General features: G+C 62.5%; 23 protein-coding genes. 11 read left to right on the top strand and 12 right to left on the bottom strand.

All coding sequences use genetic code 11. The features are described 5' to 3' along the window. Positions 1-65: 65 nt before the first annotated feature. The 3 genes from AC097L_RS14095 to AC097L_RS14085 all read right to left on the bottom strand — a co-directional run bounded on the left by AC097L_RS14095 (position 66) and on the right by AC097L_RS14085 (position 3,601). Positions 66-1,010 (bottom strand): substrate-binding domain-containing protein, encoded by a 945-nt coding sequence (locus tag AC097L_RS14095; RefSeq protein ID WP_479587331.1) that lies wholly within the window; start codon positions 1,008-1,010, stop codon positions 66-68. A gap of 64 nt (positions 1,011-1,074) precedes the next feature. Then, positions 1,075-2,070: an ABC transporter permease gene (locus AC097L_RS14090; RefSeq protein ID WP_479587053.1), complete on the bottom strand. Its 996-nt coding sequence runs from the start codon at positions 2,068-2,070 to the stop codon at positions 1,075-1,077. Positions 2,071-2,086: 16 nt separating this feature from the next. Then, positions 2,087-3,601 carry a sugar ABC transporter ATP-binding protein gene (locus AC097L_RS14085; RefSeq protein WP_479587052.1) on the bottom strand — a complete coding sequence of 505 codons (1,515 nt, stop codon included), beginning with the start codon at positions 3,599-3,601 and terminating at the stop codon, positions 2,087-2,089. A gap of 133 nt (positions 3,602-3,734) precedes the next feature. Here AC097L_RS14085 and AC097L_RS14080 point away from each other — a divergent pair, with 133 nt between their 5' ends. Beyond that, positions 3,735-4,532: an IclR family transcriptional regulator gene (locus tag AC097L_RS14080; protein ID WP_479587051.1), complete on the top strand. Its 798-nt coding sequence runs from the start codon at positions 3,735-3,737 to the stop codon at positions 4,530-4,532. Here the strand turns inward: AC097L_RS14080 and AC097L_RS14075 are convergent. The 6 genes from AC097L_RS14075 to AC097L_RS14050 all read right to left on the bottom strand — a co-directional run bounded on the left by AC097L_RS14075 (position 4,516) and on the right by AC097L_RS14050 (position 10,058). Continuing rightward, complete coding sequence (locus AC097L_RS14075; RefSeq protein ID WP_479587050.1) at positions 4,516-5,577, bottom strand: DUF3616 domain-containing protein; 1,062 nt, start codon at positions 5,575-5,577, stop codon at positions 4,516-4,518. The two genes, AC097L_RS14080 and AC097L_RS14075, sit on opposite strands and share 17 nt — an antisense overlap. 93 nt (positions 5,578-5,670) lie before the next feature. Continuing rightward, the gene (locus tag AC097L_RS14070; protein ID WP_479587049.1) at positions 5,671-6,420 is read right to left on the bottom strand and encodes a hypothetical protein; all 750 of its coding nucleotides are present in this window, start codon (positions 6,418-6,420) and stop codon (positions 5,671-5,673) included. After that, the gene (gene mmuM, locus AC097L_RS14065) at positions 6,417-7,406 is read right to left on the bottom strand and encodes a homocysteine S-methyltransferase (protein ID WP_479587048.1); all 990 of its coding nucleotides are present in this window, start codon (positions 7,404-7,406) and stop codon (positions 6,417-6,419) included. Before mmuM ends, AC097L_RS14070 begins: the two co-directional genes overlap by 4 nt. A gap of 15 nt (positions 7,407-7,421) precedes the next feature. Then, positions 7,422-8,174, bottom strand: coding sequence for an amino acid ABC transporter permease (locus AC097L_RS14060; RefSeq protein WP_295954992.1), 753 nt, complete (start codon positions 8,172-8,174; stop codon positions 7,422-7,424). 15 nt (positions 8,175-8,189) lie between these two features. Continuing rightward, positions 8,190-9,017: a basic amino acid ABC transporter substrate-binding protein gene (locus tag AC097L_RS14055; protein WP_479587047.1), complete on the bottom strand. Its 828-nt coding sequence runs from the start codon at positions 9,015-9,017 to the stop codon at positions 8,190-8,192. A gap of 135 nt (positions 9,018-9,152) precedes the next feature. Then, positions 9,153-10,058, bottom strand: a complete 906-nt coding sequence (locus AC097L_RS14050; RefSeq protein WP_479587046.1) for a LysR substrate-binding domain-containing protein — start codon at positions 10,056-10,058, stop codon at positions 9,153-9,155. A 124-nt stretch (positions 10,059-10,182) separates the two neighbouring features. Between AC097L_RS14050 and AC097L_RS14045 the strand changes: the two genes are divergently transcribed. The 7 genes from AC097L_RS14045 to AC097L_RS14015 all read left to right on the top strand — a co-directional run bounded on the left by AC097L_RS14045 (position 10,183) and on the right by AC097L_RS14015 (position 15,948). After that, positions 10,183-10,872: a substrate-binding domain-containing protein gene (locus tag AC097L_RS14045; RefSeq protein ID WP_479587045.1), complete on the top strand. Its 690-nt coding sequence runs from the start codon at positions 10,183-10,185 to the stop codon at positions 10,870-10,872. 55 nt (positions 10,873-10,927) lie between these two features. Further along, entirely contained in the window at positions 10,928-11,956 is a 1,029-nt protein-coding gene (locus AC097L_RS14040; RefSeq protein ID WP_479587329.1) for an amidohydrolase family protein, read from the top strand. Positions 11,957-11,979: 23 nt separating this feature from the next. Next, positions 11,980-12,663, top strand: a complete 684-nt coding sequence (ligK, locus tag AC097L_RS14035; RefSeq protein ID WP_479587327.1) for a 4-carboxy-4-hydroxy-2-oxoadipate aldolase/oxaloacetate decarboxylase — start codon at positions 11,980-11,982, stop codon at positions 12,661-12,663. 80 nt (positions 12,664-12,743) lie between these two features. Further along, entirely contained in the window at positions 12,744-13,661 is a 918-nt protein-coding gene (locus AC097L_RS14030) for an amidohydrolase family protein (protein ID WP_479587044.1), read from the top strand. Next, complete coding sequence (gene ligA, locus AC097L_RS14025; RefSeq protein WP_479587043.1) at positions 13,661-14,110, top strand: protocatechuate 4,5-dioxygenase subunit alpha; 450 nt, start codon at positions 13,661-13,663, stop codon at positions 14,108-14,110. Before AC097L_RS14030 ends, ligA begins: the two co-directional genes overlap by 1 nt. Position 14,111: 1 nt before the next feature. Next, complete coding sequence (locus AC097L_RS14020; RefSeq protein WP_479587042.1) at positions 14,112-14,984, top strand: class III extradiol dioxygenase subunit beta; 873 nt, start codon at positions 14,112-14,114, stop codon at positions 14,982-14,984. Position 14,985: 1 nt separating this feature from the next. Continuing rightward, complete coding sequence (locus AC097L_RS14015) at positions 14,986-15,948, top strand: Gfo/Idh/MocA family oxidoreductase (RefSeq protein ID WP_479587041.1); 963 nt, start codon at positions 14,986-14,988, stop codon at positions 15,946-15,948. Positions 15,949-15,962: 14 nt separating this feature from the next. Here AC097L_RS14015 and AC097L_RS14010 read toward each other — a convergent pair whose 3' ends face one another. Genes AC097L_RS14010 through AC097L_RS14000 form a run of 3 tightly spaced genes read right to left on the bottom strand, consistent with a single transcriptional unit; the run spans position 15,963 to position 17,360 of the window. Then, a complete protein-coding gene (locus AC097L_RS14010; RefSeq protein WP_479587040.1) occupies positions 15,963-16,394 on the bottom strand; it encodes a type II toxin-antitoxin system VapC family toxin in 432 nt (143 codons plus the stop codon). Continuing rightward, a complete protein-coding gene (locus AC097L_RS14005) occupies positions 16,395-16,643 on the bottom strand; it encodes an AbrB/MazE/SpoVT family DNA-binding domain-containing protein (protein WP_479587039.1) in 249 nt (82 codons plus the stop codon). Between the two features lie 48 nt (positions 16,644-16,691). After that, on the bottom strand, positions 16,692-17,360 hold the full coding sequence (locus tag AC097L_RS14000; RefSeq protein ID WP_479587038.1) for a glutathione S-transferase: 669 nt from the start codon (positions 17,358-17,360) through the stop codon (positions 16,692-16,694). A 237-nt stretch (positions 17,361-17,597) separates the two neighbouring features. Between AC097L_RS14000 and AC097L_RS13995 the strand changes: the two genes are divergently transcribed. Genes AC097L_RS13995 through AC097L_RS13985 form a run of 3 tightly spaced genes read left to right on the top strand, consistent with a single transcriptional unit; the run spans position 17,598 to position 22,376 of the window. Then, positions 17,598-18,080 carry a MarR family winged helix-turn-helix transcriptional regulator gene (locus AC097L_RS13995; RefSeq protein ID WP_479587037.1) on the top strand — a complete coding sequence of 161 codons (483 nt, stop codon included), beginning with the start codon at positions 17,598-17,600 and terminating at the stop codon, positions 18,078-18,080. Continuing rightward, the gene (locus tag AC097L_RS13990; protein WP_479587036.1) at positions 18,077-19,285 is read left to right on the top strand and encodes an efflux RND transporter periplasmic adaptor subunit; all 1,209 of its coding nucleotides are present in this window, start codon (positions 18,077-18,079) and stop codon (positions 19,283-19,285) included. The genes AC097L_RS13995 and AC097L_RS13990 overlap by 4 nt, the downstream gene beginning before the upstream one ends. A 7-nt stretch (positions 19,286-19,292) precedes the next feature. Continuing rightward, positions 19,293-22,376 carry an efflux RND transporter permease subunit gene (locus AC097L_RS13985; protein ID WP_479587035.1) on the top strand — a complete coding sequence of 1,028 codons (3,084 nt, stop codon included), beginning with the start codon at positions 19,293-19,295 and terminating at the stop codon, positions 22,374-22,376. The last annotated feature ends 47 nt before the right edge of the window (positions 22,377-22,423 follow it).

Raw genomic sequence — 22,423 nt, 5'->3', positions numbered from 1 at the left:
GGGACTCTTAAGAATGGAGAAAAAAAGAGGAGGCTCCCGCAGGAGCCTCGAAAAACCGTCAGGCTTTAGTCGTACAAAACGGCAGCGATCTTGGGATCGTCGATGTTGGATTTGTCGTAAAAGTAGAAGCCGGTGTCGATGATCTTGGGCAGTTTCTCGCCCTTGAGTGCCTTGACGGCGGCTTCGACGGTTTTGTAGCCAATGCCCACCGGGTTCTGGGTGATGGCTCCGGCCATGGCACCGCTGCGCACGGCATCTTTTTGCTGTTTGCCCGAGTCGTAGCCGATGATGATGATGCTGCGCTTCATCTCTTTGGCACCGTTCAATACACCGATGGCCGAGCCTTCATTGGCACCAAAAATGCCTTTGATGTTGGGGTTGGCCTGCAGAATGGACTTGGTGATTTCGGTGGATTTCAATTGGTCGCCCGCACCGTATTGCACGCTGACAATCTTGATGTTGGGGTAGGTCGATTTGATGCGCTCCACAAAGCCATCGCGCCGGTCTACACCGGTGCGGCTGGTCTGGTCGTGCACCACCAGGGCGACTTCACCAGCGTTGCCGATCAAGCCGGCCATCTTGTCGGCAGCCAGGGCGGCAGCGGCCTTGTTGTCGGTGGTGGCGGTGGTCACGGGGATGTCGCTGTCCACGCCCGAGTCAAACGCGACCACCGGAATCTTGGCGGCCTGAGCCTTTTTCAGCAGCGGAATGGCGGCCTTGCTGTCCAGCGCGGCAAAGCCGATGGCGGCAGGCTTCTTGGCCAGAGCCGAGGACAGCATGTCGATTTGCTTGTCCACCATGGCTTCGGTTTCAGGGCCTTCGAAGGTGACTTTGACCTTCAGGTCTTTACCGGCCTGGTCGGCACCGAGTTTCACAGCCTGCCAAAACTGGTGCTGGAAGCCCTTGGACACCAGCGGAATATAAATTTCATCGGCTGCAAAGCTTTTGCCGGTGAATAAAGAAGTCAAGCTAAAACCAACAGCAAGGCAAATCAGTTGTTTTTTAAAAATCATGTCGTGTCTCCAAATGTTATAGGTATCGAAATTGCGGGTGGGTGCATGAAGTACTCGTGGGTTATTTGCGCCTCCTTAAAATATCAGCGTATACCGCCAAAATAATGATGATTCCGGTAATCACGGTTTGCCATTCCTGGGCAACCGACATAATACGCAGCCCATTGGTTAATACGCTCATGATGAAAGCGCCAATAATCGTGCCCAATATCGTGCCCGCGCCGCCGCTGAGCGAGGTGCCGCCAATCACCACCGCTGCAATCGCATCCAGCTCATAGCCTTGTCCCAATGCAGGTTGGGCCGAATTCAGGCGGGATGCAATCAGCAGCCCGGCAATGCCGCAAATGGCACCGTTGAGCGAATAGATAATGATCTTCCAGCGGTCTACATTCACGCCAGACAAGCGCACGGCTTCTTCGTTGCTGCCCAGGGCAAAGGTATAGCTGCCCAAAATGGTTTTATTCAAAATCAGACTGGACACCACCGCAACCACAAACAAAATTAGCACCGCGTTGGGAATCGGCAAACTGGGAAAGAAATAGCCGATCAGCGATTCTTGCGAGATATACGAAAAATCCGGCGTATCGTTGAAGTAAATCGGCTTGGTGCCTGATATCACCAGCGACAAGCCTTTGAGCAGCATCATCATGCCCAGCGTGGCAATAAAAGGCGGGATCTTCAGCTTGGCAATCAAAAAGCCCGAAACCCAGCCCGCCAGCGCGCCAAACACGATCGCCGCCGCAATGCCCACATACATGGGCAAACCCCAGTAGGTCATGAACACGCCCGCCATCACCGCGCAAAACGTCATCAGCGTGCCCACCGACAAATCGATGCCCGAGGTGATGATGACGAAGGTGCAGGCAATGGCCAGCACGCCGTTTACCGCCGTGGCCTGCAGGATGCCGACCAGGTTGTCGGTCTGCAAAAAGTTGGGCGAGGCGGCGCTGAAAAACACCATCAGCCCTACCAGACTGGTAAAGGCCAGCAGCTTTTGCCGGGTGCTTTGGCTGAACAGGGCGGCTTTGAGGCGTTGGGCTGCAGATAAATTGGACATGGGCGGTTTTGGAGTTTTAGTGGGTGAGCACTTCGCGCTGGGTGGCGAGTTGCATGATTTTTTCTTGGGTGGCCTCGGCCGCCGACAACTCGCCGGTGATGCGGCCCTCGCACATCACCACGATGCGGTGGCTCATGCGCAGCACCTCGGGCAGCTCGCTGGAGATCATCACAATGGCGCGCCCCTGCTCGGCCAGGGCGTGCAGCAGTTTGTAGATCTCGGCCTTGGCCCCCACGTCGATACCGCGCGTAGGTTCGTCAAAAAACAGCACCTCGCAGTCGCGCAGCAGCCATTTGGCAATCACAATTTTTTGCTGGTTGCCGCCCGACAGCAGACCGGCGCGCTGGAAGATGGACGGGGTTTTGATGCCCAGTTGCCCCACGTATTTCTGCGCCACGGCTTCAATCTCATGGCGCTTGAGCCAAAAGCCCATCGACACAAAATTCTTCAGGTTTGCCAGCAGGATGTTGGACTGCACGTCCATGCCGGTGGCTAGGCCGTAGCGTTTGCGGTCTTCGGATAAATAGCCAATGCCGCAGCGAACCGCATCACTGGGGGCCTGGATGTGCACCACCTGGCCCTTGACCCGGATCTCGCCCGCGTCGCGCGCGTCAGCCCCAAAGATGGCCCGCGCCACCTCGGTACGGCCTGCACCCATCAGCCCGGCAAACCCCAGAATCTCGCCCTTGCGCACGCTGAAAGATACGTCCTTGATGCTGCGGCCCCGATTCAACCCTTTCACTTCCAGCATCACGGCATCGCTGTCACCGCTGTGGGTGTAGGCCACGGGCTGGTGCACTTCCAGCGCGCGGCCCACCATCATGCCGATGATGGTGTCCATGCTGGTAGTGGCGGTGGGCACGGTGCCGATGTATTCGCCGTCGCGCATCACGGTGACGCGGTCGCTGATGATCTTGAGCTCGTCCATCTTGTGCGAGATGTAGACAATGCCCACGCCCTGGCTCTTCAGCTGGCGGATGATGCGAAACAGGTCGTCGATTTCGGCGTTGTTCAGCGCGGCGGTGGGCTCGTCCATGATCAGCACGCGGGAGTCGAATGACAACGCTTTGGCAATCTCCACCATCTGCTGCTTGGCTACGGTGAGTTCGCCCACCTCGACGCGCGGGTCCAGTTGCAGGTGCAGGCGGTCGAAGATGGTCTGGGTGTCATCCACCATTTTTTGCTGGTCCACAAACAGTCCGAAACGCCCCATGGGCTCGCGCCCGATGAAGATGTTTTGCGCGGCGCTGAGGTGGTTCATCAGGTTCAGCTCCTGGTGGATGATGCCGATCCCTAAGGCCTGCGCCGCCCTTGGCGTGGGGATGTCCACCGCTTTCCCGTCCATCTGGATATCGCCTGCGTCCTTGGTGTACACGCCTGCCAGCACCTTCATCAGCGTGGATTTGCCTGCGCCGTTTTCCCCCATCAGCGCATGCACCTCGCCGGGGGCCAGTTCAAACTGGCAGTCGTTCAGCGCCTTCACGCCGGGGAACGACTTGCTCAGATGGGTGATGCTTATAAGTGCTGCCATGCGGTCCTATAGAGGAGGTATAGGGTTTGTATTTATATGCAAACAAAGTGTTCATGGATGAACATTGGCGCAATACTAGGGCGTGAAGCAGGCCGCGCGTCTTGGTACTTTCCCTCAACAACCCACTACATGTATGACTAAAGCCGACAACGTGGCACCCGACGACCGTTACCGCGCCCCCGCCCTGGACAAGGGCCTGGACATCCTGGAGCTGCTGGCCAGCCAACCCCAGGGCCTGACCCGGGCCGAAATCGTCAAGGCCATGGACCGCGGGGCCAGCGAAATCTACCGCATGCTGGAGCGGCTGGTGGTGCGCCAGTACGTGATGCGCTCGGTCTCGGGCGACCGGTATGCGCTCAGCCTAAAACTGTTTGCGCTGGCCCACATGCACCCGCCGCTGAACCGACTGGTGTCGCAGGCGCTGCCGCTGATGGACGTGTTTGCCCAGCGGGCCGAGCAGTCGTGCCACATGGGGGTGTACGACCGGGGTAGCGTGTTGATCACCGCACAGGTCAATGGCCCTAGCGCTTGGGGCATGTCCACCCGGCTGGGCGCACGTGTGGGTCTGGTGGATTCGGCCTCGGGCCATGTGCTGCTGGCCTTCGGCGATGCCGAACGCACCGCGCGCATGCTGACTGAACACACTACGCTGGACGGCGAAGTGCCCATGGACAGCGCCGACCTGGTGGCCGTGCTGGATACCGTGCGGCGGCTGGGCTACCGCCAGGGCAATAGCTTGCAGTCTTTTGGTGTGGTGGATATTTCGTACCCGATTTTGGGCGTGGACGGCAACGCTCTGGCGGCGCTGACTTGCCCGTACATCCGCCGCATCGACCGGCATGCCGGGCCGACCGAAGAAGACGCGCGGGCCTATTTGCTGGAGGCGGCGCAGGCTTTATCGCTGGCTACACAGGCTACTTCGGCACCGTAAACGCCAGCGGTCCGCCGTCGCACATCCCGTCGGACAGCACCAGCACTTCGTAGCTGCTGGGCGTTTCTTTCAGCACGGTCAGCGCCTCGGGCTTGAGTTCCTTGTCGCAATCGCGCAGCTTGACTTTGGCCAGATCCAACGATGCCAACACTTTGGGGGTGATTGGGATGGGGCTGGGTTGGCCGTCCCACCAGGCCAGGGTCCAGCCCACGCCCTGGTGGGTGTCCACATCGTCCGGCCCGGCCAGCAGCAGAAAGCCTTTGTCCACCGCCTCCATGTCGCGGATGCCGCGCCCGGTGCCCAGGACCAGCGGGATCACCGTGGCCGGCACGGCAGCAGCGGGGGTGAAGAGTGCGTCGGCATCCACCGCCAGCACGGCCCCCATGCTGCGCAAGCCGAAATACAAGCGCCCGTCGCGCACGGCCAGACCTTCGATGTTGACCCCGGCATCGGCACCCAGGCAGGCGCGCTCCTGGGCAAAGGCTTGCAGCGCGGGCTGGGCCTGCATCACGCTCCACAAACGCCCGGTGTCGGCATAGCCCACGAGCTTGCCGTCGGCACTGCGCAGGGCGCGGCCAGTGGCCGGGTCGCGCTGGAAGCGGATCACATGGCGGCTGTGCGGGTTGCTTTCGCAGCTGTTGCGTTTGGCCGAATGCGAGCCGGTCACGTAAAAATGGCGCCCGTCGGTGGCTGCGCCCTCGGCATCCAGTTCACCAGTGTTGTCGCGCAGCAGCAGCGGGGTGGGTTCTGCCACCAAGGCCGCGTCTTGCAGCGTGGCCCAACGGGCTTCCACGCCCTCGTCAAACGCCAGCAGGCATACGCGCTGATTTTTAGCATCCAGGCTGCAGGCGATGCCGCTGACCGACTGGCGGGTTTTCAGGGCTTTCTTTTTGCCCAGGTCGAAGTCGAACCCGGCCTGCACCGGCCACACGCCGCCATGCGGCTGGATGTTGGGCGCTGCCTGGGTTTGGGCCTGGGACTGCACACTTGCCACGGCCAGAAGCAGACCGGCGGCGGTTTGGCGGAGTGGTGTGGACGGCAGCATGGTGGTAGGCTCCAAAATGAGTTTGCTATAAAAATAGAAGCTACCAGCGTTGATAGAACATGCGCTAGAGGCCTATTTCTTATAAATTTTGCGTTATAGGTCTTTTAAGGCGTTGCGGGTGAGCTGTTCCAGCAGATCTTTGCGGTATTTGCGCCAGGCCTCATCGGACAGAAACCGTGGTGGCGTGGTGGTGGAGGGGGCCTCGGCATCGCGGCGTGGACACAGCCAGCCCATGGCGGGGCGCTCGCCCAGCATTTCTTCCATAGTGATGGCTTCCAGGATGGCAGCGGATTTATCGGACTGCGGCATAAGGGCGGCTTTTTTGGCCAGCGCTTGCAACCGGTCCAGCCCGGCGTACCAGGTTTGCAGGTGCTCGGCCTTGCTGCGGTCGGTGCAGCGCATGCCGTCCAGGGTCAGCGCCAGCTTGGCATGGAAGAAAAAGATGATGGCTTCATCGTCGTAGTTGTCGATGTTGTTGGTGCCGCTGCGCATGCGGGCCAGGTCCATGGCGTAGGCAAAAGAGTAGCGCGCGTCGGCGTTTTCCGCCAGCACGCGCCAGCGCAGCCAGCTGGCGTTGACCAGCAGGTCGGTGCTGGTGAGCGCGCCTGTGGTTTGGTCCAGCGGGGCCTTGCCCACCTGGGGGTCGGTTTGCGCGTCCAAGCTTGTCCAGGCGGCGGCCGCCGCGTCTGTGGGCGGCTCGGCCCGCAGCGCCCGTGTGCGCTGGGCGGCTTCCCGCCAGCGGGGTATGCCTTCGGTGGCCTTGATGCGCTGGATGTCTTCAAAACTGGTGGCGTGGGCTGCGCCCAGGCAGGTCCAGAGCAGCGCGGCGGCGAACCACTTCATGCGGGGGTGTGGGCCGAGGTTAGGGGTGGCAGCGATGCGCTGGCCCACTGGTGTACGGCGGCAATGTCGTCGGGCGAGGTGCGGCAGCAGCCGCCAATCAGCCGGGCCCCGCGCGCATGCCAGCCCCGGGCCTGGTCGGCAAAGTGCGAGGCGCTGGGGTTGCCGTGCCATTGCTTGTGGGTGGGGTCGTAATGCTCGCCCGAGTTGGGGTAGACCAGCAGTGGCTTGGTGGTGCGCGCATGCATCTGGTCCACCAGCGAAGCAATAAATTCGGGCGCGGTGCAGTTCACGCCCACGGCCACCACCTGGGCAAAGCCGTCCAGCGCGGCCACGCAATCGCCCAGCAGCTCACCTTCGCTGGTGTGCAAGCCGTCGCGGCACGAAAAGCTGATCCACGCCGCCGCGCCGGGAAACTCGGGCAACAGGCGGGCCAGGGCGCGGGCCTCGGCCAGGCAGGGAATGGTCTCGCAGGCCAGCAGGTCGGCCCCGGAGTCCACCAGCACCGCCAGGCGGGGGCGGTGGAAGTCCATCAGGGCTTCTTCGCTGAGGCCGTAGTGGCCGGTGTACTCCGAGCCGTTGGCCAGCATCGCGCCATACGGACCCACCGACGCGGCCACCAGCGGCTGGATGCGGCCTACGCGGTGTGCAGGCTCGGCCCAAAAGGTGTCGCGGGCTTCCACCGCCAGCCGCACCGCGTTGCGCATCAACTGGGCAGCGGTAGCGGCATCGAAGCCGCGTTGGGCAAAGCCCTCGAATGTGGCCTGGTAGCTAGCGGTGGTGGCCACGTCGGCCCCGGCGCGGAAGTAGTCCAGGTGCACCTGGTAGATCAGCGCGGGCTGCTCGATAAGCAGCTTGGCCGACCACAGTGGGTCGTTCAGATCAGCACCCCGTCGCTCCAGTTCGGTGGCCAGGGCACCATCCAGTATCACCAGCGGGCGCTGGGCGAAGAAAGCGTTCAGAGGGGAAAGAGTGGAGGAAAGCGGCATGTTAAAAGGTAAATATTAGCGCCCGCGCGCGTGTTCCGGCACTTCGAGCTTTTTGGCCAATTGCGACAGGGTCCAGGTCAGCACCAGGTACATGGCCGAGATGGCCAGGTAGGGTTCCCAGTAGCGCGAGTAGGCCCCGGCCACGGTGCGGGCGGCCATGGCCAGCTCCAGCAGGCCGATGGCCGAGACCAGCGAGGTATCTTTGACCAGGGCCACCATTTCATTGACCAGCGCCGGCACCATGCGCCGAAATGCCTGCGGCAGCACGATGTAGCGCATGCTTAGCCAGGGGCTCATGCCCAGGCTTTGGGCGGCGGCGTTCTGGCCGGAGTGGATGCTCTGGATGCCCGCGCGGAAGATTTCCGAGATGTAGGCCCCGGCGTTGAGCGTGAGCGCCACCGCGCCCGAGAAAAAGGCCCCGTGCTCCTGGCGGAACTCGCGGGCCATATCGCCCTGCAGCAGCCAGCCGCCGTCGGGGTGGATCAGCAGCGGCATCAGCGCAAAGTGGACTAGCAAGATCTGCACGAACAGCGGCGTGCCCCGGAAAAACGTGACGTAGGCCGTAGCCAGCGCGCGCAGCAGCTTCAGGCCCCAGGCCACGGGCCAAGGCGGCGAGGGCGGTGCCAGGCTGCTGGTGTTGACCAGCCCCACGGCCGCGCCCAGCAGCATGCCCGCGCCGGTGGCAATCACCGTCAGCTGCACCGTCATCCACAATCCCTGCGCAAACAGGGGGCCGTACCCGGCCAGAATGTCCCAACGCCAGACCATTGCGTGCTCCGAGGCTTACTTTGTGGATTTAAAGTAGTTGTCGTGGATCTTCTGGTAGCTGCCGTCGGCCTTGATGTCGGCCAGGCCCTTGTTGATCTGGGCTAGCAGCTCGGTGTTGCCCTTCTTCACAGCCACGCCGTAGAACTCGGGGGCAAAGCCTGCATCGCTGATGGATTTGAAGCCTGCCGTGGGGTTGTTGGCCAGGTAGTGGATAACCACGCCGTTGTCGGCCACCACCGCATCCACGCCACCTGCAGCCAGCTCGGCCAAAGCCAATGGGGTGGATTCAAAGCGCTTGATGTTGGTGCTGGTTTTGCCTTGCAGCTTGACCACCACTTCTTCGCCGGTGGTGCCGGTTTGCACGCCGATCTTTTTCTTCTTCAGGTCGTCCAGCTTGGCCACAGTGGATTTGGCGGGCACGGCGATCAGCTGACTGGCCTCGAAGTAGGGGTCGGAGAAGTCCATGGTCTGCTTGCGTTCATCGGTGATGGTGATGGCCGACACCAGCACATCGCGGTCGCCCTGGGCCAGCGCGGTAAAGGCGCCTTCCCACGGCGTGCTGACGAACTTCACTTCCAGGCCGGCCTTGTGGGCGGCGGCGGTCAGCACGTCCATGTCGAAGCCGACGATCTCGCCTTTTTCGTTCTGGAACTCAAACGGTGCGTAGGTCGGGTCGGTGCCCACGGTGATCACCTTGGCCGCCGGTGCAGGGGCGGGTACTGCGGGTGCCGATGCGGCTGGCTCGGCAGCCACAGGCGCCGGCGGCGCTTTGCCGCAGCCACTGAGGAACAGGCCCACGGACAGGGCGGCGACGGACTGGAGGAACTGGCGTTTGAAAGTCATGGAAATGGCGGCGCAATGCGGCGGTTAGGGTTGAGACAGGGCTGGATTATGCGGGGCTTGGGTGGGCAGTTCAGGTCTATGCTTATGCAAAATCCCGGCCAAGGGCAGTAGCGTGCGGCTCTGTCTAGCCTGGGCTTAGCCAGCCCACTGCGCCACTGTGCTGCGGATCAGTTCCAGCGTGGCCTGCTGGGTCAGGGTGCTGGGGCGCAGCGAGCTGGTGGCCAGGGCTACCTTGGTGCGCAGGGCCGGTTGCTGGATGGCGCGGGTGGTGAAGGCAGAGGGCCGGATCGAGCTGGCCACGGCGTGGCGCGACAGCAGGGCGCTGCCCGCACCGTCAGCCACCAGGTCCAGGATGGCGGCTACGCCGTCGATCTCCAGCGCCACCAGCGGGCGGCAGCCGATTTTGGCCATCTCGGTCTCAACATGCATGCGGATGGCGTTGGGGCGGCTGGGGATGACCAGCGGCAGCAAGGCGATGGCCTTGAGTGCAATCGGGGCGGGCGGTGGGTCTTCGGGCAGGCCGGGCGGGCGTGCCTGGACCAGCAGCAGTTCTTCTTCCATCAACGGGCTGATGTCGGTCTCCAAGCTGCTTTGGGCGTTGTAGAGCACGGCAATATCCAAGCGCCCGCTGACCAGTGACTGCTGCAGATCCACCGACAGTCCTTCGCGGATCGACAAGGACGCATCCGGCATCTGCTGGCGAAAGGCCCGCGTCAACGGCAAGGTCAGCACCCGCGCCAGGCTGCTGGGCAGGCCAATCGCCACCTGGCCCGCCAGAGCGCCACGCACCCGGCCCAGCTCTTCACGGGCACGTTCCACCTGGTGCAGGATGCCCCGGCCATGCTCCAGCAACAGCTTGCCCGCCTCGGTGGGTGTGGCCCCCCGGCCATTGCGCACCAGCAGGTTTTGCCGCAGCTCGACTTCCAGCAGGCGCACTTGGCGGCTCAGCGCGGGCTGGGCCATGTCCAGCGCCACCGCGGCGCGGGTAAAGCTGCCGAGTTCGGCCACCCTGACGAAATACTCGATTTGTTTAAGATCCATTTTTGGTTATACCTCTATCTTTATTATGCCGAATTGCAATATCTGATAGAGAGTCTTCCGCCTTGGCTTGGCGCTGCGCCGTGGCCACAATGGTCGCCATGTCCACTTTCGTAAACGGCCTGCCATGACGACGGTAATCAAGGGTATTTCTTCGATGGCTACGCGCCTGCTGCTGGCCGAATTGGTAGCCGGGTTCGAGCAACGTCCTGGGTTTCGCGTAAATATCGAGTCGGTGGGCGGTGTGGATGCGGCCCAGCGCGTGCAAGCGGGCGAATCGTTCGACGTGGTGGTGCTGGCGTCTGACGCCATCGACAAACTGACCGCTGCAGGCCATCTGCGCGCGGGTTCCCGGGTGGACCTGGTCCGCTCCGGCGTGGCGGTGGCAGTGCAAGCGGGTGCGGCCCAGCCCGATATTTCATCTGAAGATGCCGTGCGCGCCGCCGTGCTGGCCGCCCGCAGCATCGGCTATTCCACCGGCCCCAGCGGTGTGGCGCTGGCCAAGCTGTTCGAGCGCTGGGGTATTGCCGCCGATATCCAGAGCCGCCTCAAACAGGCACCGCCCGGTGTGCCCGTGGGGGCGCTGGTGGCGCGCGGCGAGGTGGCTCTGGGGTTCCAGCAACTGAGCGAACTGCTGCCGCTGGACGGCATCACCATCGTGGGACCGCTGCCACCGGCCATCCAGATCACCACCATTTTTTCAGCCGGGGTGGCCACCACCAGCACCCAAATCGATGCCGTGCGGGCCCTGCTGGACTACATGGCTTCCCCCGAAACGGCCAACGTGAAACGCGCCCAAGGCATGGACCCGGTTTAACACCTTGACTGCCCACTCAATTCAAACCAAGAAGACGCACACCATGACAAAACCCCTGATCATCGACTGCCACGGCCACTACACCACGGCCCCCAAATCGCTGGAAAACTGGCGCAACCAGCAGATCGCCGGCATCAAAGACCCGGCGATGGTGCCCAAGGTTTCCGACCTGAAGATCAGCGACGACGAGCTGATCGAAACCATCGAGTCCAACCAGCTGCGACTGATGCGAGAGCGCGGCTCCGACCTCACCATCTTCAGCCCGCGCGCCAGCTTCATGGCCCACCACATTGGCGACTTCAATGTGTCCAGCACCTGGGCGGCCATCTGCAACGAACTCTGCTACCGCGTGGCCCAGTTGTTCCCCCAGCATTTCATCGGCGCGGCCATGCTGCCGCAAAGCCCCGGCGTGGACCCGGCCACCTGCATCCCCGAGCTGGAGAAGTGCGTCAAGGAATACGGCAATGTCGGCATCAACCTGAACCCCGACCCCAGCGGCGGCCACTGGACATCGCCCCCGCTCAGCGACAAGGCCTGGTACCCGATTTACGAGAAGATGGTGGAGTACGACATCCCCGCCATGATCCACGTGAGCACCAGCTGTAACGCCTGCTTCCACACCACCGGCGCGCATTACCTGAACGCCGACACCACCGCCTTCATGCAGTGCCTGACCAGCGACTTGTTCAAGGAATTCCCCACGCTGCGCTTTTTGATTCCGCACGGCGGCGGCGCAGTGCCCTACCACTGGGGCCGTTTCCGCGGCTTGGCGCAAGAGCTGAAAAAGCCGCTGTTGAGCGAGCACCTGCTGAACAACATCTACTTTGACACCTGCGTGTACCACCAGCCAGGTATCGACCTGCTCAACACCGTGATCCCGGTGAAGAACGTGCTGTTTGCCAGCGAAATGATTGGCGCGGTGCGCGGCATCGACCCCGAAACCGGCAACTATTACGACGACACAAAGCGCTACATCGAAGCGAGCAAGATTTTGAGCGATGCCGACCGCGCCCAGATCTACGAGGGCAACGCCCGCCGCGTCTTCCCCCGCCTCGATGCCGCCCTCAAGGCCCAAGGCCGCTAAACCTCCAGGAGCACACCATGAGCATGAATAACCTCGGCATCGTCAAACGCAACATCGTCCGCGCCGACCCGGCCGCCGTAGAGCGCCTGTCCAAACTCGGCGTGGCCACCATCCACGAGGCCATGGGCCGTGTCGGCCTGATGAAGCCCTACATGCGCCCGGTCTACCAGGGCGCGAAGATCTGCGGTACGGCAGTGACCGTGCTGCTGCAGCCCGGCGACAACTGGATGATGCACGTGGCCGCAGAGCAGTTGCAGCCCGGTGACGTGGCCGTGGCCGCCTGCACCACCGAGAACGAGGACGGCTTCTTCGGCGACCTGCTGGCCACCAGCTTCCAGGCCCGCGGTGCCAAGGGCCTGGTCATCGACGGCGGCGTGCGCGACGTGGACGAGCTGCAAAAAATGGGCTTCCCGGTGTTCAGCAAGGCCATCCACGCCAAGGGCACGATCAAGGCTACGCTGGGTTCGGTCAACGTGCAGATCATCTGCGCTGGTGCCGTCGTCAACCCTGGTGACGTGGTGATTGCCGATGTGGACGGCATCGTCGTGGTGCCCGCCGCCATCGCCATGCAGGTGGCCGAAGCCGCCGAGCACCGCGAAAGTTTTGAAGGCGAAAAACGCGCCAAGCTGGCCGCCGGTGTGCTGGGCCTGGACATGTACAAGATGCGCGAGCCGCTGGAAAAAGCCGGACTTAAATACATAGATTGAATTTAAAGAAAATCGGCCTCTAGCGCACGTTCTACCTACGCTAGTAGCTACCAAGTTAATAGCAATTGATGGAGGAGACTTTGATGGAATTCACCAAAACCCCTGGCTGGCTGGACTGGACCACCGGCCCCAGCAAACCCCGCTTTGTGCTGCCCGCTGGCGCTGTGGATGCGCACTGCCACGTGTTTGGCCCCGGCGCGGAGTTCCCGTTTGCCCCCGAGCGCAAGTACACCCCCTGCGATGCCTCCAAAGCCCAGCTGTTTGCCCTGCGCGACCATCTGGGGTTTGCCAAGAACGTGGTGGTGCAAGCTACCTGCCACGGCTCGGACAACAGCGCCATGGTCGATGCACTCAAGGCATCCAACGGCAAGGCCCGCGGTGTGGCCACCGTCAAGCGCAGCATCAGCGACGCAGAAATCCAGGCCATGCACGATGCCGGTGTGCGCGGCGTGCGCTTCAACTTCGTCAAGCGGCTGGTGGACTTCACCCCCAAGGACGAGCTGCTGGAAATCGCCACCCGCATCCATGCCTGGGGTTGGCATGTGGTGATCTACTTTGAAGCGGTAGATCTGCCCGAGCTGTGGGACTTCTTCACCGCACTGCCCACCACCGTGGTGGTGGACCACATGGGCCGCCCCGACGTGGCCCTGCCGGTCGATGGCCCGCAGTTCGCGCTGTTCGAGAAGTTCATGCGCGAGCACAGCAATGTGTGGAGCAAGGTCACATGTCCCGAGCGCCTGAGCGTGACCGGCCCCAAGGCCCTGAACGGCGAACAAAACGCCTACCAGGACGTGATCCCGTTTGCCAAGCGCATCGTCGAGCAGTTCCCCGACCGCGTGCTCTGGGGCACCGACTGGCCGCACCCCAACCTGAAGGACCACATGCCCGACGACGGCTTGCTGGTGGACTTCATCCCGCACATTGCCCCCACCGCAGAGCTGCAACGCAAGCTGCTGGTCGACAACCCTAACCGCCTGTACTGGCCGGAGGAGCAGTAATGTCTCTAGAGAAACCGTACCTGGACGTGCCCGGCACCACCATCTTCGATGCCGAGCAAAGCCGCATGGGCTACCACCTGAACCAGTTCTGCATGTCGTTGATGCAAGCCGAGAACCGCGAAAAGTTCAAGGCCGACCAGCGGGCCTACCTGGATGCCTGGCCCATGACCGAAGGCCAGAAACAGGCCGTGCTCGACATGGACCTGAACCGCTGCATCGCCCAGGGCGGCAACATCTACTTTTTGGCCAAGATCGGTGCCACCCACGGCATGAGCTTCCAGCAAATGGCGGGCAGCATGACCGGCATGACCGAAGAGGAATACCGCAACATGATGGTGTCTGGTGGCCGTTCGGTCGAAGGTAACAGGGTGCTGGGCGAGGGCGGCGATGCCCAGGCCCATCGCCAGCCGCAAGGCTCAGCAGGAAACCAAGGAAAAGGAGCCCACTAGCATGGCCAAAATCACCGCCAGCGTTTACACCTCCCACGTCCCCGCCATCGGCGCAGCCATCGACCTGGGCAAGACCACTGAGCCCTACTGGCAGCCCTTGTTTGCGGGCTACGAGCCGTCCAAGCAGTGGATGAAGGACAACCAGCCCGATGTGATTTTCCTGGTCTTTAACGACCACGCGACCGCGTTCAGTCTGGACATGATTCCCACCTTCGCCATTGGCACCGCAGCCGAATACCAGCCTGCCGACGAAGGCTGGGGCCCACGCCCTGTCCCGAAGGTCTTCGGCCATCCCGAGCTGGCCGCGCACATTGCGCAGTCGGTGATCCAGCAGGACTTTGACCTGACCATCGTCAACAAAATGGACGTGGACCACGGCTTGACCGTACCGCTCTCGCTGATGTGCGGCCAACCCGAAGCCTGGCCCTGCCCGGTGATTCCGTTTGCCGTCAACGTGGTGCAGTACCCCGTGCCCTCGGGCCGCCGTTGCTTCGAGCTGGGCAAGGCCATTCGCAAAGCCATCGAGTCGTTCGACCAGCCTTTGAGAGTGCAAATCTGGGGCACCGGCGGCATGAGCCACCAGCTGCAAGGCGCACGTGCCGGGCTGATCAACAAGGAATGGGACAACGCCTTCCTGGACCGCCTGATTGCCGACCCCGATGGTCTGGCCAGCGTGTCGCACATCGACTACGTGCGCGAAGCCGGTTCCGAAGGCATTGAGCTGGTGATGTGGTTGATCGCCCGCGGCGCGATGGCCGATGTGGCCGGTGAGGCTGGTAGCGCCTCTGGCGCGGCCCCCACTTTGAAACACCGCTTTTACCACGTACCTGCGTCCAACACCGCCGTGGGCCACTTAATTTTGGAAAACAACTGACATGAGCAAAACCATCAAAGTCGCCCTGGCAGGCGCAGGCGCTTTCGGCACCAAACACCTGGACGCGATTGCATTGATCGACGGTGTGGAAGCCGTGTCGGTGATTGGCCGCGACATGGAAAAAACCCGCGAGGTGGCCGCCAAATACGGCATTGGCCACGTGACCGACAACCTGGCCGAAAGCCTGGCGCTGCCCGAAGTGGATGCCGTGATTTTGTGTACGCCCACGCAAATCCACGCAGAGCAAACCCTGCAGTGCCTGCGTGCAGGCAAACATGTGCAGGTAGAGATTCCACTGGCCGATAGCCTCGCCGGTGCCGAGGAGGTGGCCGCCTTTGCCGCTACTTCGGGCCTGGTGGCCATGGTGGGCCACACCCGCCGTTTCAACCCCAGCCACCAGTACGTGCACCAGCAAATCAAGGCGGGTGCTTTCAATATCCAGCAAATGGATGTGCAAACCTATTTCTTCCGCCGTACCAACACCAACGCGCTGGGCCAGGCCAGGTCCTGGACCGACCACCTGCTGTGGCACCACGCGGCCCACACCGTGGACCTGTTCGCCTACCAGTGCGGCAGCCCCATCGTTCAGGCCCACGCCGTGCAAGGCCCGATCCACCCGACTCTGGGCATTGCCATGGACATGGGTATCCAGCTCAAGGCCGCCAACGGCGCCATCTGTACCCTGAGCTTGAGTTTCAACAACGACGGCCCGCTGGGCACCTTCTTCCGCTACATCGGCGACACGGCCACCTACCTGGCCCGGTACGACGACCTGTACACCGGCAAGGATGAAAAAATCGACGTGGGCCATGTGGCGGTGTCGATGAACGGCATCGAGCTGCAAGACCGCGAATTCTTCACCGCCATCCGCGAAGGCCGCGAGCCCAACAGCAGTGTTGCCAAGGTGCTGCCGTGCTACCGGGTGCTGCACCAGCTGGAGCAGAAGCTGAGCACGGTGGGCTGAATCGTTTGCAGTCGTCAGGTCGCAACCACCCGCAGCTTGCCGAAATAGCTGCGGTAGGGCTTGGCATCGCGGCTGAGCACGGTCAGGTTGGTGACGGCGGCGTGCGCACCGATGAAGAAGTCGGGCAACGGCGCGGTCTTTGTTCCGCCGCGGGCACGGTACAGCCGGAAAGCCTGTGCCGCCAGTGCTGCGCTTGACCAGGGCAGGGCACTGCGCAAGGTGGCAAACACGTCCAGCATCGCATCTAGCGCAGCGGAGGCCGTGCCTGGCACCAGCAGTTCGGCGTAAATCAGTGCGTTGATGTGCAGCGGGCCTTGTTCGCTAGAGGCTTGCAGTTGGTCGATGGCCCAGTGGTGCCAGGGGCTGGAGCTGTCCATGCAATCAATCCACACATTGCTGTCTACCAGGTAGCCACTACTACCATCGTAATGCGCCAGCGTCGCCATTTAGCCGCGCAAAAATGCCATGATTTCGTCTGCACCGAGTTGCTGGAATTCAGGAGCCATGCTCTTGCGCGCCACCATGGCGGCTTTACGCAGTTGGGCGCGGCGATCGGTGGGGGTGCTGCTTGCCATTTTTTGGATGATGATCTTGCCGCCTTCGTAGGTCACGCTGACCTCACTACCGGGTAATACGCCCGAAGCGGTGCGCACGTCCTTGGGGATGGTGACCTGGCCTTTGTCGGTAACTTGCATGGTAGATCCTCGTTCAGTTGGAATCGGAAGTTGGAATCTTACGCCGAATCAATCCAAGGTAAACGGCCCGCCCTTGGCCAGCGCCCGCTGGTACGCAGGCCGGGCGTGGATGCGGGCCAGGTAGGCCATCAGCCGGGGGCGGCTGGCATCCAGCCCGCCACGGGCGGCGGCGGCTTCCAGGGGGAAACTCATCTGGATGTCGGCTCCGCTGAATTCTTCACCCGCAAACCACAGGCTTTTGCCCAGCTCGGCTTCCATGAAGTCCAGATGGGTGGTGATTTGCGGCAGGATGAAGCTGGCCTTGACCTTGCCGCTGATGGCTTTCGCGATGGGCTTCACAAAGAAGGGCATGGGCGTGGCTTCGATCTTGTCAAACACCAGCCTGAGCAGCAGCGGCGGCATGGCCGAGCCCTCGGCGTAGTGCAGCCAGTAGCGGTAACGCAGGCGCTCGGGCGTGCCCAAGGAGGGGGCGAGGCGGCCCTGGCCGTAGTGTTCGATAACGGTCTCGATGATGGCGCCGGATTCGGCCAGCACCAGGTCGCCATCGGTCACCACCGGCGATTTGCCCAGGGGGTGCACTTTGCGCAGGCTGGGCGGGGCGAGCATGGTTTGGGCATCGCGCTGGTATTTTTCCAACTGGTAGGGCAGTTCCAGTTCTTCCAGCAGCCACAGTACGCGCTGCGAGCGGGAATTGTTCAGATGGTGGACGGTGAGCATGGCTTCCTTGGGTTTACTATCAATAATGGAGCAGATTGTGCAGGTGCAGTATGCGCCAGAGACCTGAAATGCTTGAAAAATGAGCTGTTTTTACGCGGGCTTGGTAAACCACATGTGCGCCGCAATAGAAACAGATAAGGTCGGTTTTAGCATTTAAGTTAGTTGGGCTAAGTATTTGTGTTCTTTTGCGTTTATAAAGCCGGTGCCCACCTCTTCAATTTACCTTCTGTTACCTCCTTGAACACCTGTTTTACCGCCCAAAACTCCGCCGCCATGGTGATGGACGTGGTGCCTGCCGCCATGGATGCGATTCGCACGTCGATGCGCCATGGCGCCGAAGGCAGTTTGTCTGTTCCACAGTTCCGCTGCCTCAATTTCATCTCCCGTCGGCCCGGCTGTGCCATGGGAGAGGTCGCAGGTTTTCTGGGAGTGACCATGCCCACCGCCTCGGCCATGGCAGAACGCCTGGTGCAGGCCGGGCTGGTGCAGCCGCAGGCGGCCACCGGGGACCGCCGCCGGTCCCGGTTGGAAACCACCCCGGCCGGGCTGGCGCAGCTGGCGTTGATACAGAACCGTGCCCAGGGTGAACTTAAAGCGGTTTTGGCAGTCTGCTCAGCGCAAGAGCAACAGACATTGCAGGCCGGCCTGGCCGTACTTTGGCGTATTTTCCGACCCTCATCCGAGTCCTCCGAATCCACCGAACCCACTCACGCACCATGAAGACTGCTCCTCTCGTTTTGAATACCGTCTGCGGCCTGGTGGCCCTGGGCTTGTGGGGTTGCTCCGGCAAGTCCGACGTGGCGGCACCGGCGGCCGGTGCCTCGGCTGCCGCGACGGCATCTGCGCCTGCGGGAGCGGCCTCCGCGGCGGGTGCTCCCGTCACGGTGACCACCGCGCTGGCCCAGCGGCGTGATCTGCCCGTAGTGCTCAAAGCCACCGGCACAGTCACGGCGCTGACCAGCGTGGACGTGAAGGCCCAGGTGACCAGCGTGGTGGCCAAGGTGCATATTGAAGAGGGCCAGTTTGTCAAAGCCGGGCAGGTGCTGTTTACCCTGGACTCGCGTGCCGACGAAGCCAATGTGGCCAAGGCCAAAGCCCAATTGGCCAAAGACACTGCGGCCTTGGCCGATGCCAAGCGCCAACTGGCCCGCAGCAAGGACCTGCTGGCGCAAAACTTTATTTCGCAAGGTGCGCTAGACACCTCGCAAGCCGGGGTGGATGGCCTTACCGCCACCCTGGCGGCCGACCAGGCCGCCATCGACGCGGCCAAGGTGGCGCTGTCGTTTGATCGCATCACCGCACCCCACGCCGGGCGCGCGGGCCTGGTGCCGGTGTCGGCAGGCAGCGCCGTGCAGGCCAATGTGACCACCCTGGTGACTATCACCCAGCTTGACCCGATGGGTGTGGCGTTCAGTCTGCCCCAGCGCAACCTGGGCGATGCCCTGGCGGCCCTGAAGGGCGAGGGCGCTCCGGTGACGGCCACCCTGACCGACAACGGCGGTGTGTTCAAAGGGCGGCTGCAGTTTGTGGATAACCAGGTGGATGCCAGCTCGGGCTCGCTCAAAGCCAAGGCGGTGTTTGACAACAAGGAAGGCAAGCTCTGGCCCGGCGCGTTTGTCGAGGTCTCGCAAACCGTCACCGTGCTCAAGGGTGCGGTGGTAGTGCCCCAGGCGGCCCTGATCCAAGGCGCACGCGGCACCGTGGTCTACACCCTGGAAGACGGCAAGGCGGTGTCCAAACCCGTGCAACTGGTTTACGCCCAAGGGCTGGACGCGGCGGTGACCGGCCTGCAGGCCAACGCCAAGGTGGTAGTAGACGGCAAGCAAAACGTGCGCCCCGGTGTGCGTCTGGTGGAACGGGCTGCCGACCCCAAACCGGCCGCCAGCGCCCCGGGTACGGACGCTTCCAAGCCCACCGCACCGTGAACGCACCATGAACTTTTCTGAACTCTTTATCCGCCGTCCGGTGATGACGGTGCTGCTGAACCTGGCTATCGTGCTGGCCGGGGTGATTGGCTACCGCAGCATCCCGGTGGCAGCCCTGCCCAGCTACGACACGCCAGTCATCAACGTATCGGCCAGCCTGCCCGGTGCCAGCCCGGAGACCATGGCCAGCTCGGTGGCGCTGATTTTGGAGAAGCAGTTCCAGACCGTTCCGGGCCTGAAAACCATCAGCTCTACCAGTACGCTGGGCAGCACCTCGCTGACCCTCGAATTTGACGAGGGCCGCAATATCGACGCAGCGGCAGTGGACGTGCAGGCCGCTCTGCTGCGGGCCCAGCGCTCACTGCCCACCGACATGACGAATCCGCCGTCGTACCGCAAGGTGAACCCGGCGGACGCGCCGATCCTGCTGGTGGCCATGACCTCGCCATCCCTCACCCCGGCGGACCTGCAGGATTTTGCCGAGCACCTGATCTCGCCCACCTTCTCCACCATCGACGGTGTGGCGCAGGTAAATATTTTTGGTGCCAAGCGCTATGCCGTGCGGGTGCGGGTGAATCCGCAGGCCCTGGCGGTGCGCAACCTGGGCCTGGACGACCTGAGCAGCGTGCTCAAGTCGGCCAATGTCAACACCCCCGTGGGCACGCTGGACGGCCCGCAGCAAACCCTGGTGCTGCAGGCCAACCGGCAATTGCGCAACGCCGCCGACTTTTCCAACCTGATCGTCAGCAGCAAGGGTGGCAACACCGTGCGCTTGCGCGACGTGGCCAGCGTTGAAGACAGCTTGGAAACCCTGAAAAGCTGGGCCACGCTGAACGGTGAAGCCTCCATCACCCTGGCCGTGCAACGCCAGCCCGGTGCCAACACCGTCAAGGTGGTGGATTCGCTGCTGGCCGCCTTGCCCAATTTGCAGGCGCAAATGCCCCAGTCGGTCAAGATGACCCCGGTAAACGACCGCTCCAAGTCGGTGCGAGAAGCCCTGCACGACGTGTCGCTCACCCTGCTGGGCACCATCGTGCTGGTGGTGCTGGTGATCTTCTTGTTTCTGCGCCGCTTCGTGGCTACGGTGATTCCAGCGCTGTCGTTGCCGGTGTCGTTGGTGGGGGCGGTGGCGCTGCTGTGGGGCATGAACTACAGCCTGGACAACATCTCCCTGCTGGGTCTGACGCTGGCCGTGGGCCTGGTGGTAGACGATGCCATCGTGGTGCTGGAGGAAATCATCCGGCTGGTGGAGGAGGGCGTGCCCCCCTTCCAGGCGGCCCTGCGCGGTTCGCGGGCGGTGGGCTTCACAATTATTTCGATGTCCACCTCGCTGATTGCGGTGTTCATCCCGATCTTTTTCATGCCCGGCGTGATCGGCCTGTTGTTCCACGAATTTGCGGTGGTGGTGGGCTTGTCCATCGTGGTGTCGGCCTTCGTGTCGCTGACCCTGGTGCCTATGATGGCCAGCCGCTTCCTGAGCGACGAAACCCACAAAAAGCCACCAGGCCGCATCGTCCATGCGTTCGAAGTCGGCTTCAACAAGTTTCTGGCCGGCTACACCCGCTGGCTGGATGCGGCGCTGCGCCACCGCAACATCGTGCTCGGGCTGGCGGCAGTCACCCTGGTAGCCACTGTCTGGCTGGTGATGGTCATCCCCAAGGGCTTTTTTCCCGAAGAAGACATTGGTCAGATCCAGGTGACCACTGAGTCCGCGGAGGACATTTCCTTCCCCACCATGGTCAAGCTGCAAGAGGCGGCGGCGGCCATCGTCCGTGCCGACCCGAATGTGCTTACCGTCAGCTCGTTCAACGGCGGCAACGGCTCGCAAAACACTGGGCGCATGTTCATCAACCTCAAGCCCCAGGCCGAGCGGCCCAAGATGAAGGTGGTGGTGGAAGGCCTGCGCAAGAAGCTGCGCACTGTGGCGGGCATCAACGTGTTCATGCGGCCGGTGCAAAACCTGCAGCTGGGCGGCCGCCAGAGCAAGGCGCAGTACCAGTACATCATGCAAAGCATCAAGGCAGATGAGCTCAATGTGTGGGCCACCAAGCTGCAAGACCAACTGCGCGGCGACCCGCTGTTCCGCGATGTCACCAGCGATGCGCAGATGCGTGGCTTGATCGCCCAGCTGAAGATTGACCGCGATGCCGCCAACACCCTGGGCGTGTCCATCGACACCATCCGCACCGCGCTGTTCAGCGCGTTTGGCGAGCGCCAGGTTTCCACCATTTACCTGCCGACCGACAGCTACCAGGTCATCATGGAAGTGGCCCCCAATGCCAAAGAGGACGAGCGCGCCCTGAATGGCATTTATGTGCGCTCCAACACCGGTGCCTTGGTACCCATGACCAGCTTCACCACCGTAACCCGCACGGTGGGTGCCACCGCCATCAACCATGTGGGGCAGCTGCAGGCGGTGACGGTGTCGTTCAACTTGGCCCCCGGCGCGGCTCTGGGTGATGCCACGGCCAAGATCGACGCGGCCCGGCTGGCCATTGGCCTGCCCAGCAGCATCATTACCAGCTACGGCGGTGACGCGGCAGTGTTCCAAAGCTCGCAGGGCAGCCAGACCATCCTGGTCATCGCCGCCTTGCTGGTGATCTACGTGCTGCTGGGTGTGCTGTACGAGAGCTACATTCACCCCCTGACCATTTTGGCGGGTCTGCCGTCGGCAGCGGTGGGGGCGCTGGCCACGCTGATGATTTTTGGCCAGGATCTGACGCTGATCGCCACCATCGGCATCGTGTTGCTGATCGGTATCGTCAAGAAGAACGCCATCATGATGATCGACTTTGCGCTGGAGGCCCAGCGCCACCAGGGCATGACCCCAGCCGAAGCTATCCGTACCGCGTGCATCTTGCGTTTTCGGCCCATCATGATGACCACCATGGCCGCGCTGATGGGCGCACTGCCCATCGCCCTGGGCCTGGGTGCCGGAGCCGAGCTGCGCCAGCCGCTGGGCCTGGCCGTGGTGGGCGGCCTGGTGTTTTCGCAGGCCATCACGCTGTTCATCACCCCGGTGATTTATTTGACCCTGGAGCGCTTCAGCGGCACCGGCCCGGTCACCACACCGGAAGTGGTGGAAGTCTGATGTGCTACTTAATTTATAGCTACTCGCGCAGTTAATATAAGCGCCAG

The organism is Rhodoferax sp. RT5P35, from assembly GCF_056521385.1.
Note: the sequence above shows the minus strand (reverse complement) of the source record. Positions and strands in the feature narration are given on the sequence as shown.

Excerpts from the sequence above, each read along its gene's own strand:
- AC097L_RS14070 (WP_479587049.1), bottom strand. The coding sequence starts at position 6,420 with ATGAAGTGGTTCGCCGCCGCGCTGCTCTGGACCTGCCTGGGCGCAGCC.
- AC097L_RS14080 (WP_479587051.1), top strand. The coding sequence starts at position 3,735 with ATGACTAAAGCCGACAACGTGGCACCCGACGACCGTTACCGCGCCCCC.
- AC097L_RS14085 (WP_479587052.1), bottom strand. The coding sequence starts at position 3,601 with ATGGCAGCACTTATAAGCATCACCCATCTGAGCAAGTCGTTCCCCGGC.
- AC097L_RS14075 (WP_479587050.1), bottom strand. The coding sequence starts at position 5,577 with ATGCTGCCGTCCACACCACTCCGCCAAACCGCCGCCGGTCTGCTTCTG.
- AC097L_RS14045 (WP_479587045.1), top strand. The coding sequence starts at position 10,183 with ATGACGACGGTAATCAAGGGTATTTCTTCGATGGCTACGCGCCTGCTG.
- AC097L_RS13985 (WP_479587035.1), top strand. The coding sequence starts at position 19,293 with ATGAACTTTTCTGAACTCTTTATCCGCCGTCCGGTGATGACGGTGCTG.
- AC097L_RS14090 (WP_479587053.1), bottom strand. The coding sequence starts at position 2,070 with ATGTCCAATTTATCTGCAGCCCAACGCCTCAAAGCCGCCCTGTTCAGC.
- ligA (WP_479587043.1), top strand. The coding sequence starts at position 13,661 with ATGTCTCTAGAGAAACCGTACCTGGACGTGCCCGGCACCACCATCTTC.
- AC097L_RS14010 (WP_479587040.1), bottom strand. The coding sequence starts at position 16,394 with ATGGCGACGCTGGCGCATTACGATGGTAGTAGTGGCTACCTGGTAGAC.
- mmuM (WP_479587048.1), bottom strand. The coding sequence starts at position 7,406 with ATGCCGCTTTCCTCCACTCTTTCCCCTCTGAACGCTTTCTTCGCCCAG.
- AC097L_RS14060 (WP_295954992.1), bottom strand. The coding sequence starts at position 8,174 with ATGGTCTGGCGTTGGGACATTCTGGCCGGGTACGGCCCCCTGTTTGCG.
- AC097L_RS14015 (WP_479587041.1), top strand. The coding sequence starts at position 14,986 with ATGAGCAAAACCATCAAAGTCGCCCTGGCAGGCGCAGGCGCTTTCGGC.
- AC097L_RS14020 (WP_479587042.1), top strand. The coding sequence starts at position 14,112 with ATGGCCAAAATCACCGCCAGCGTTTACACCTCCCACGTCCCCGCCATC.
- AC097L_RS14050 (WP_479587046.1), bottom strand. The coding sequence starts at position 10,058 with ATGGATCTTAAACAAATCGAGTATTTCGTCAGGGTGGCCGAACTCGGC.
- ligK (WP_479587327.1), top strand. The coding sequence starts at position 11,980 with ATGAATAACCTCGGCATCGTCAAACGCAACATCGTCCGCGCCGACCCG.
- AC097L_RS14055 (WP_479587047.1), bottom strand. The coding sequence starts at position 9,017 with ATGACTTTCAAACGCCAGTTCCTCCAGTCCGTCGCCGCCCTGTCCGTG.
- AC097L_RS14000 (WP_479587038.1), bottom strand. The coding sequence starts at position 17,360 with ATGCTCACCGTCCACCATCTGAACAATTCCCGCTCGCAGCGCGTACTG.
- AC097L_RS14005 (WP_479587039.1), bottom strand. The coding sequence starts at position 16,643 with ATGCAAGTTACCGACAAAGGCCAGGTCACCATCCCCAAGGACGTGCGC.
- AC097L_RS13990 (WP_479587036.1), top strand. The coding sequence starts at position 18,077 with ATGAAGACTGCTCCTCTCGTTTTGAATACCGTCTGCGGCCTGGTGGCC.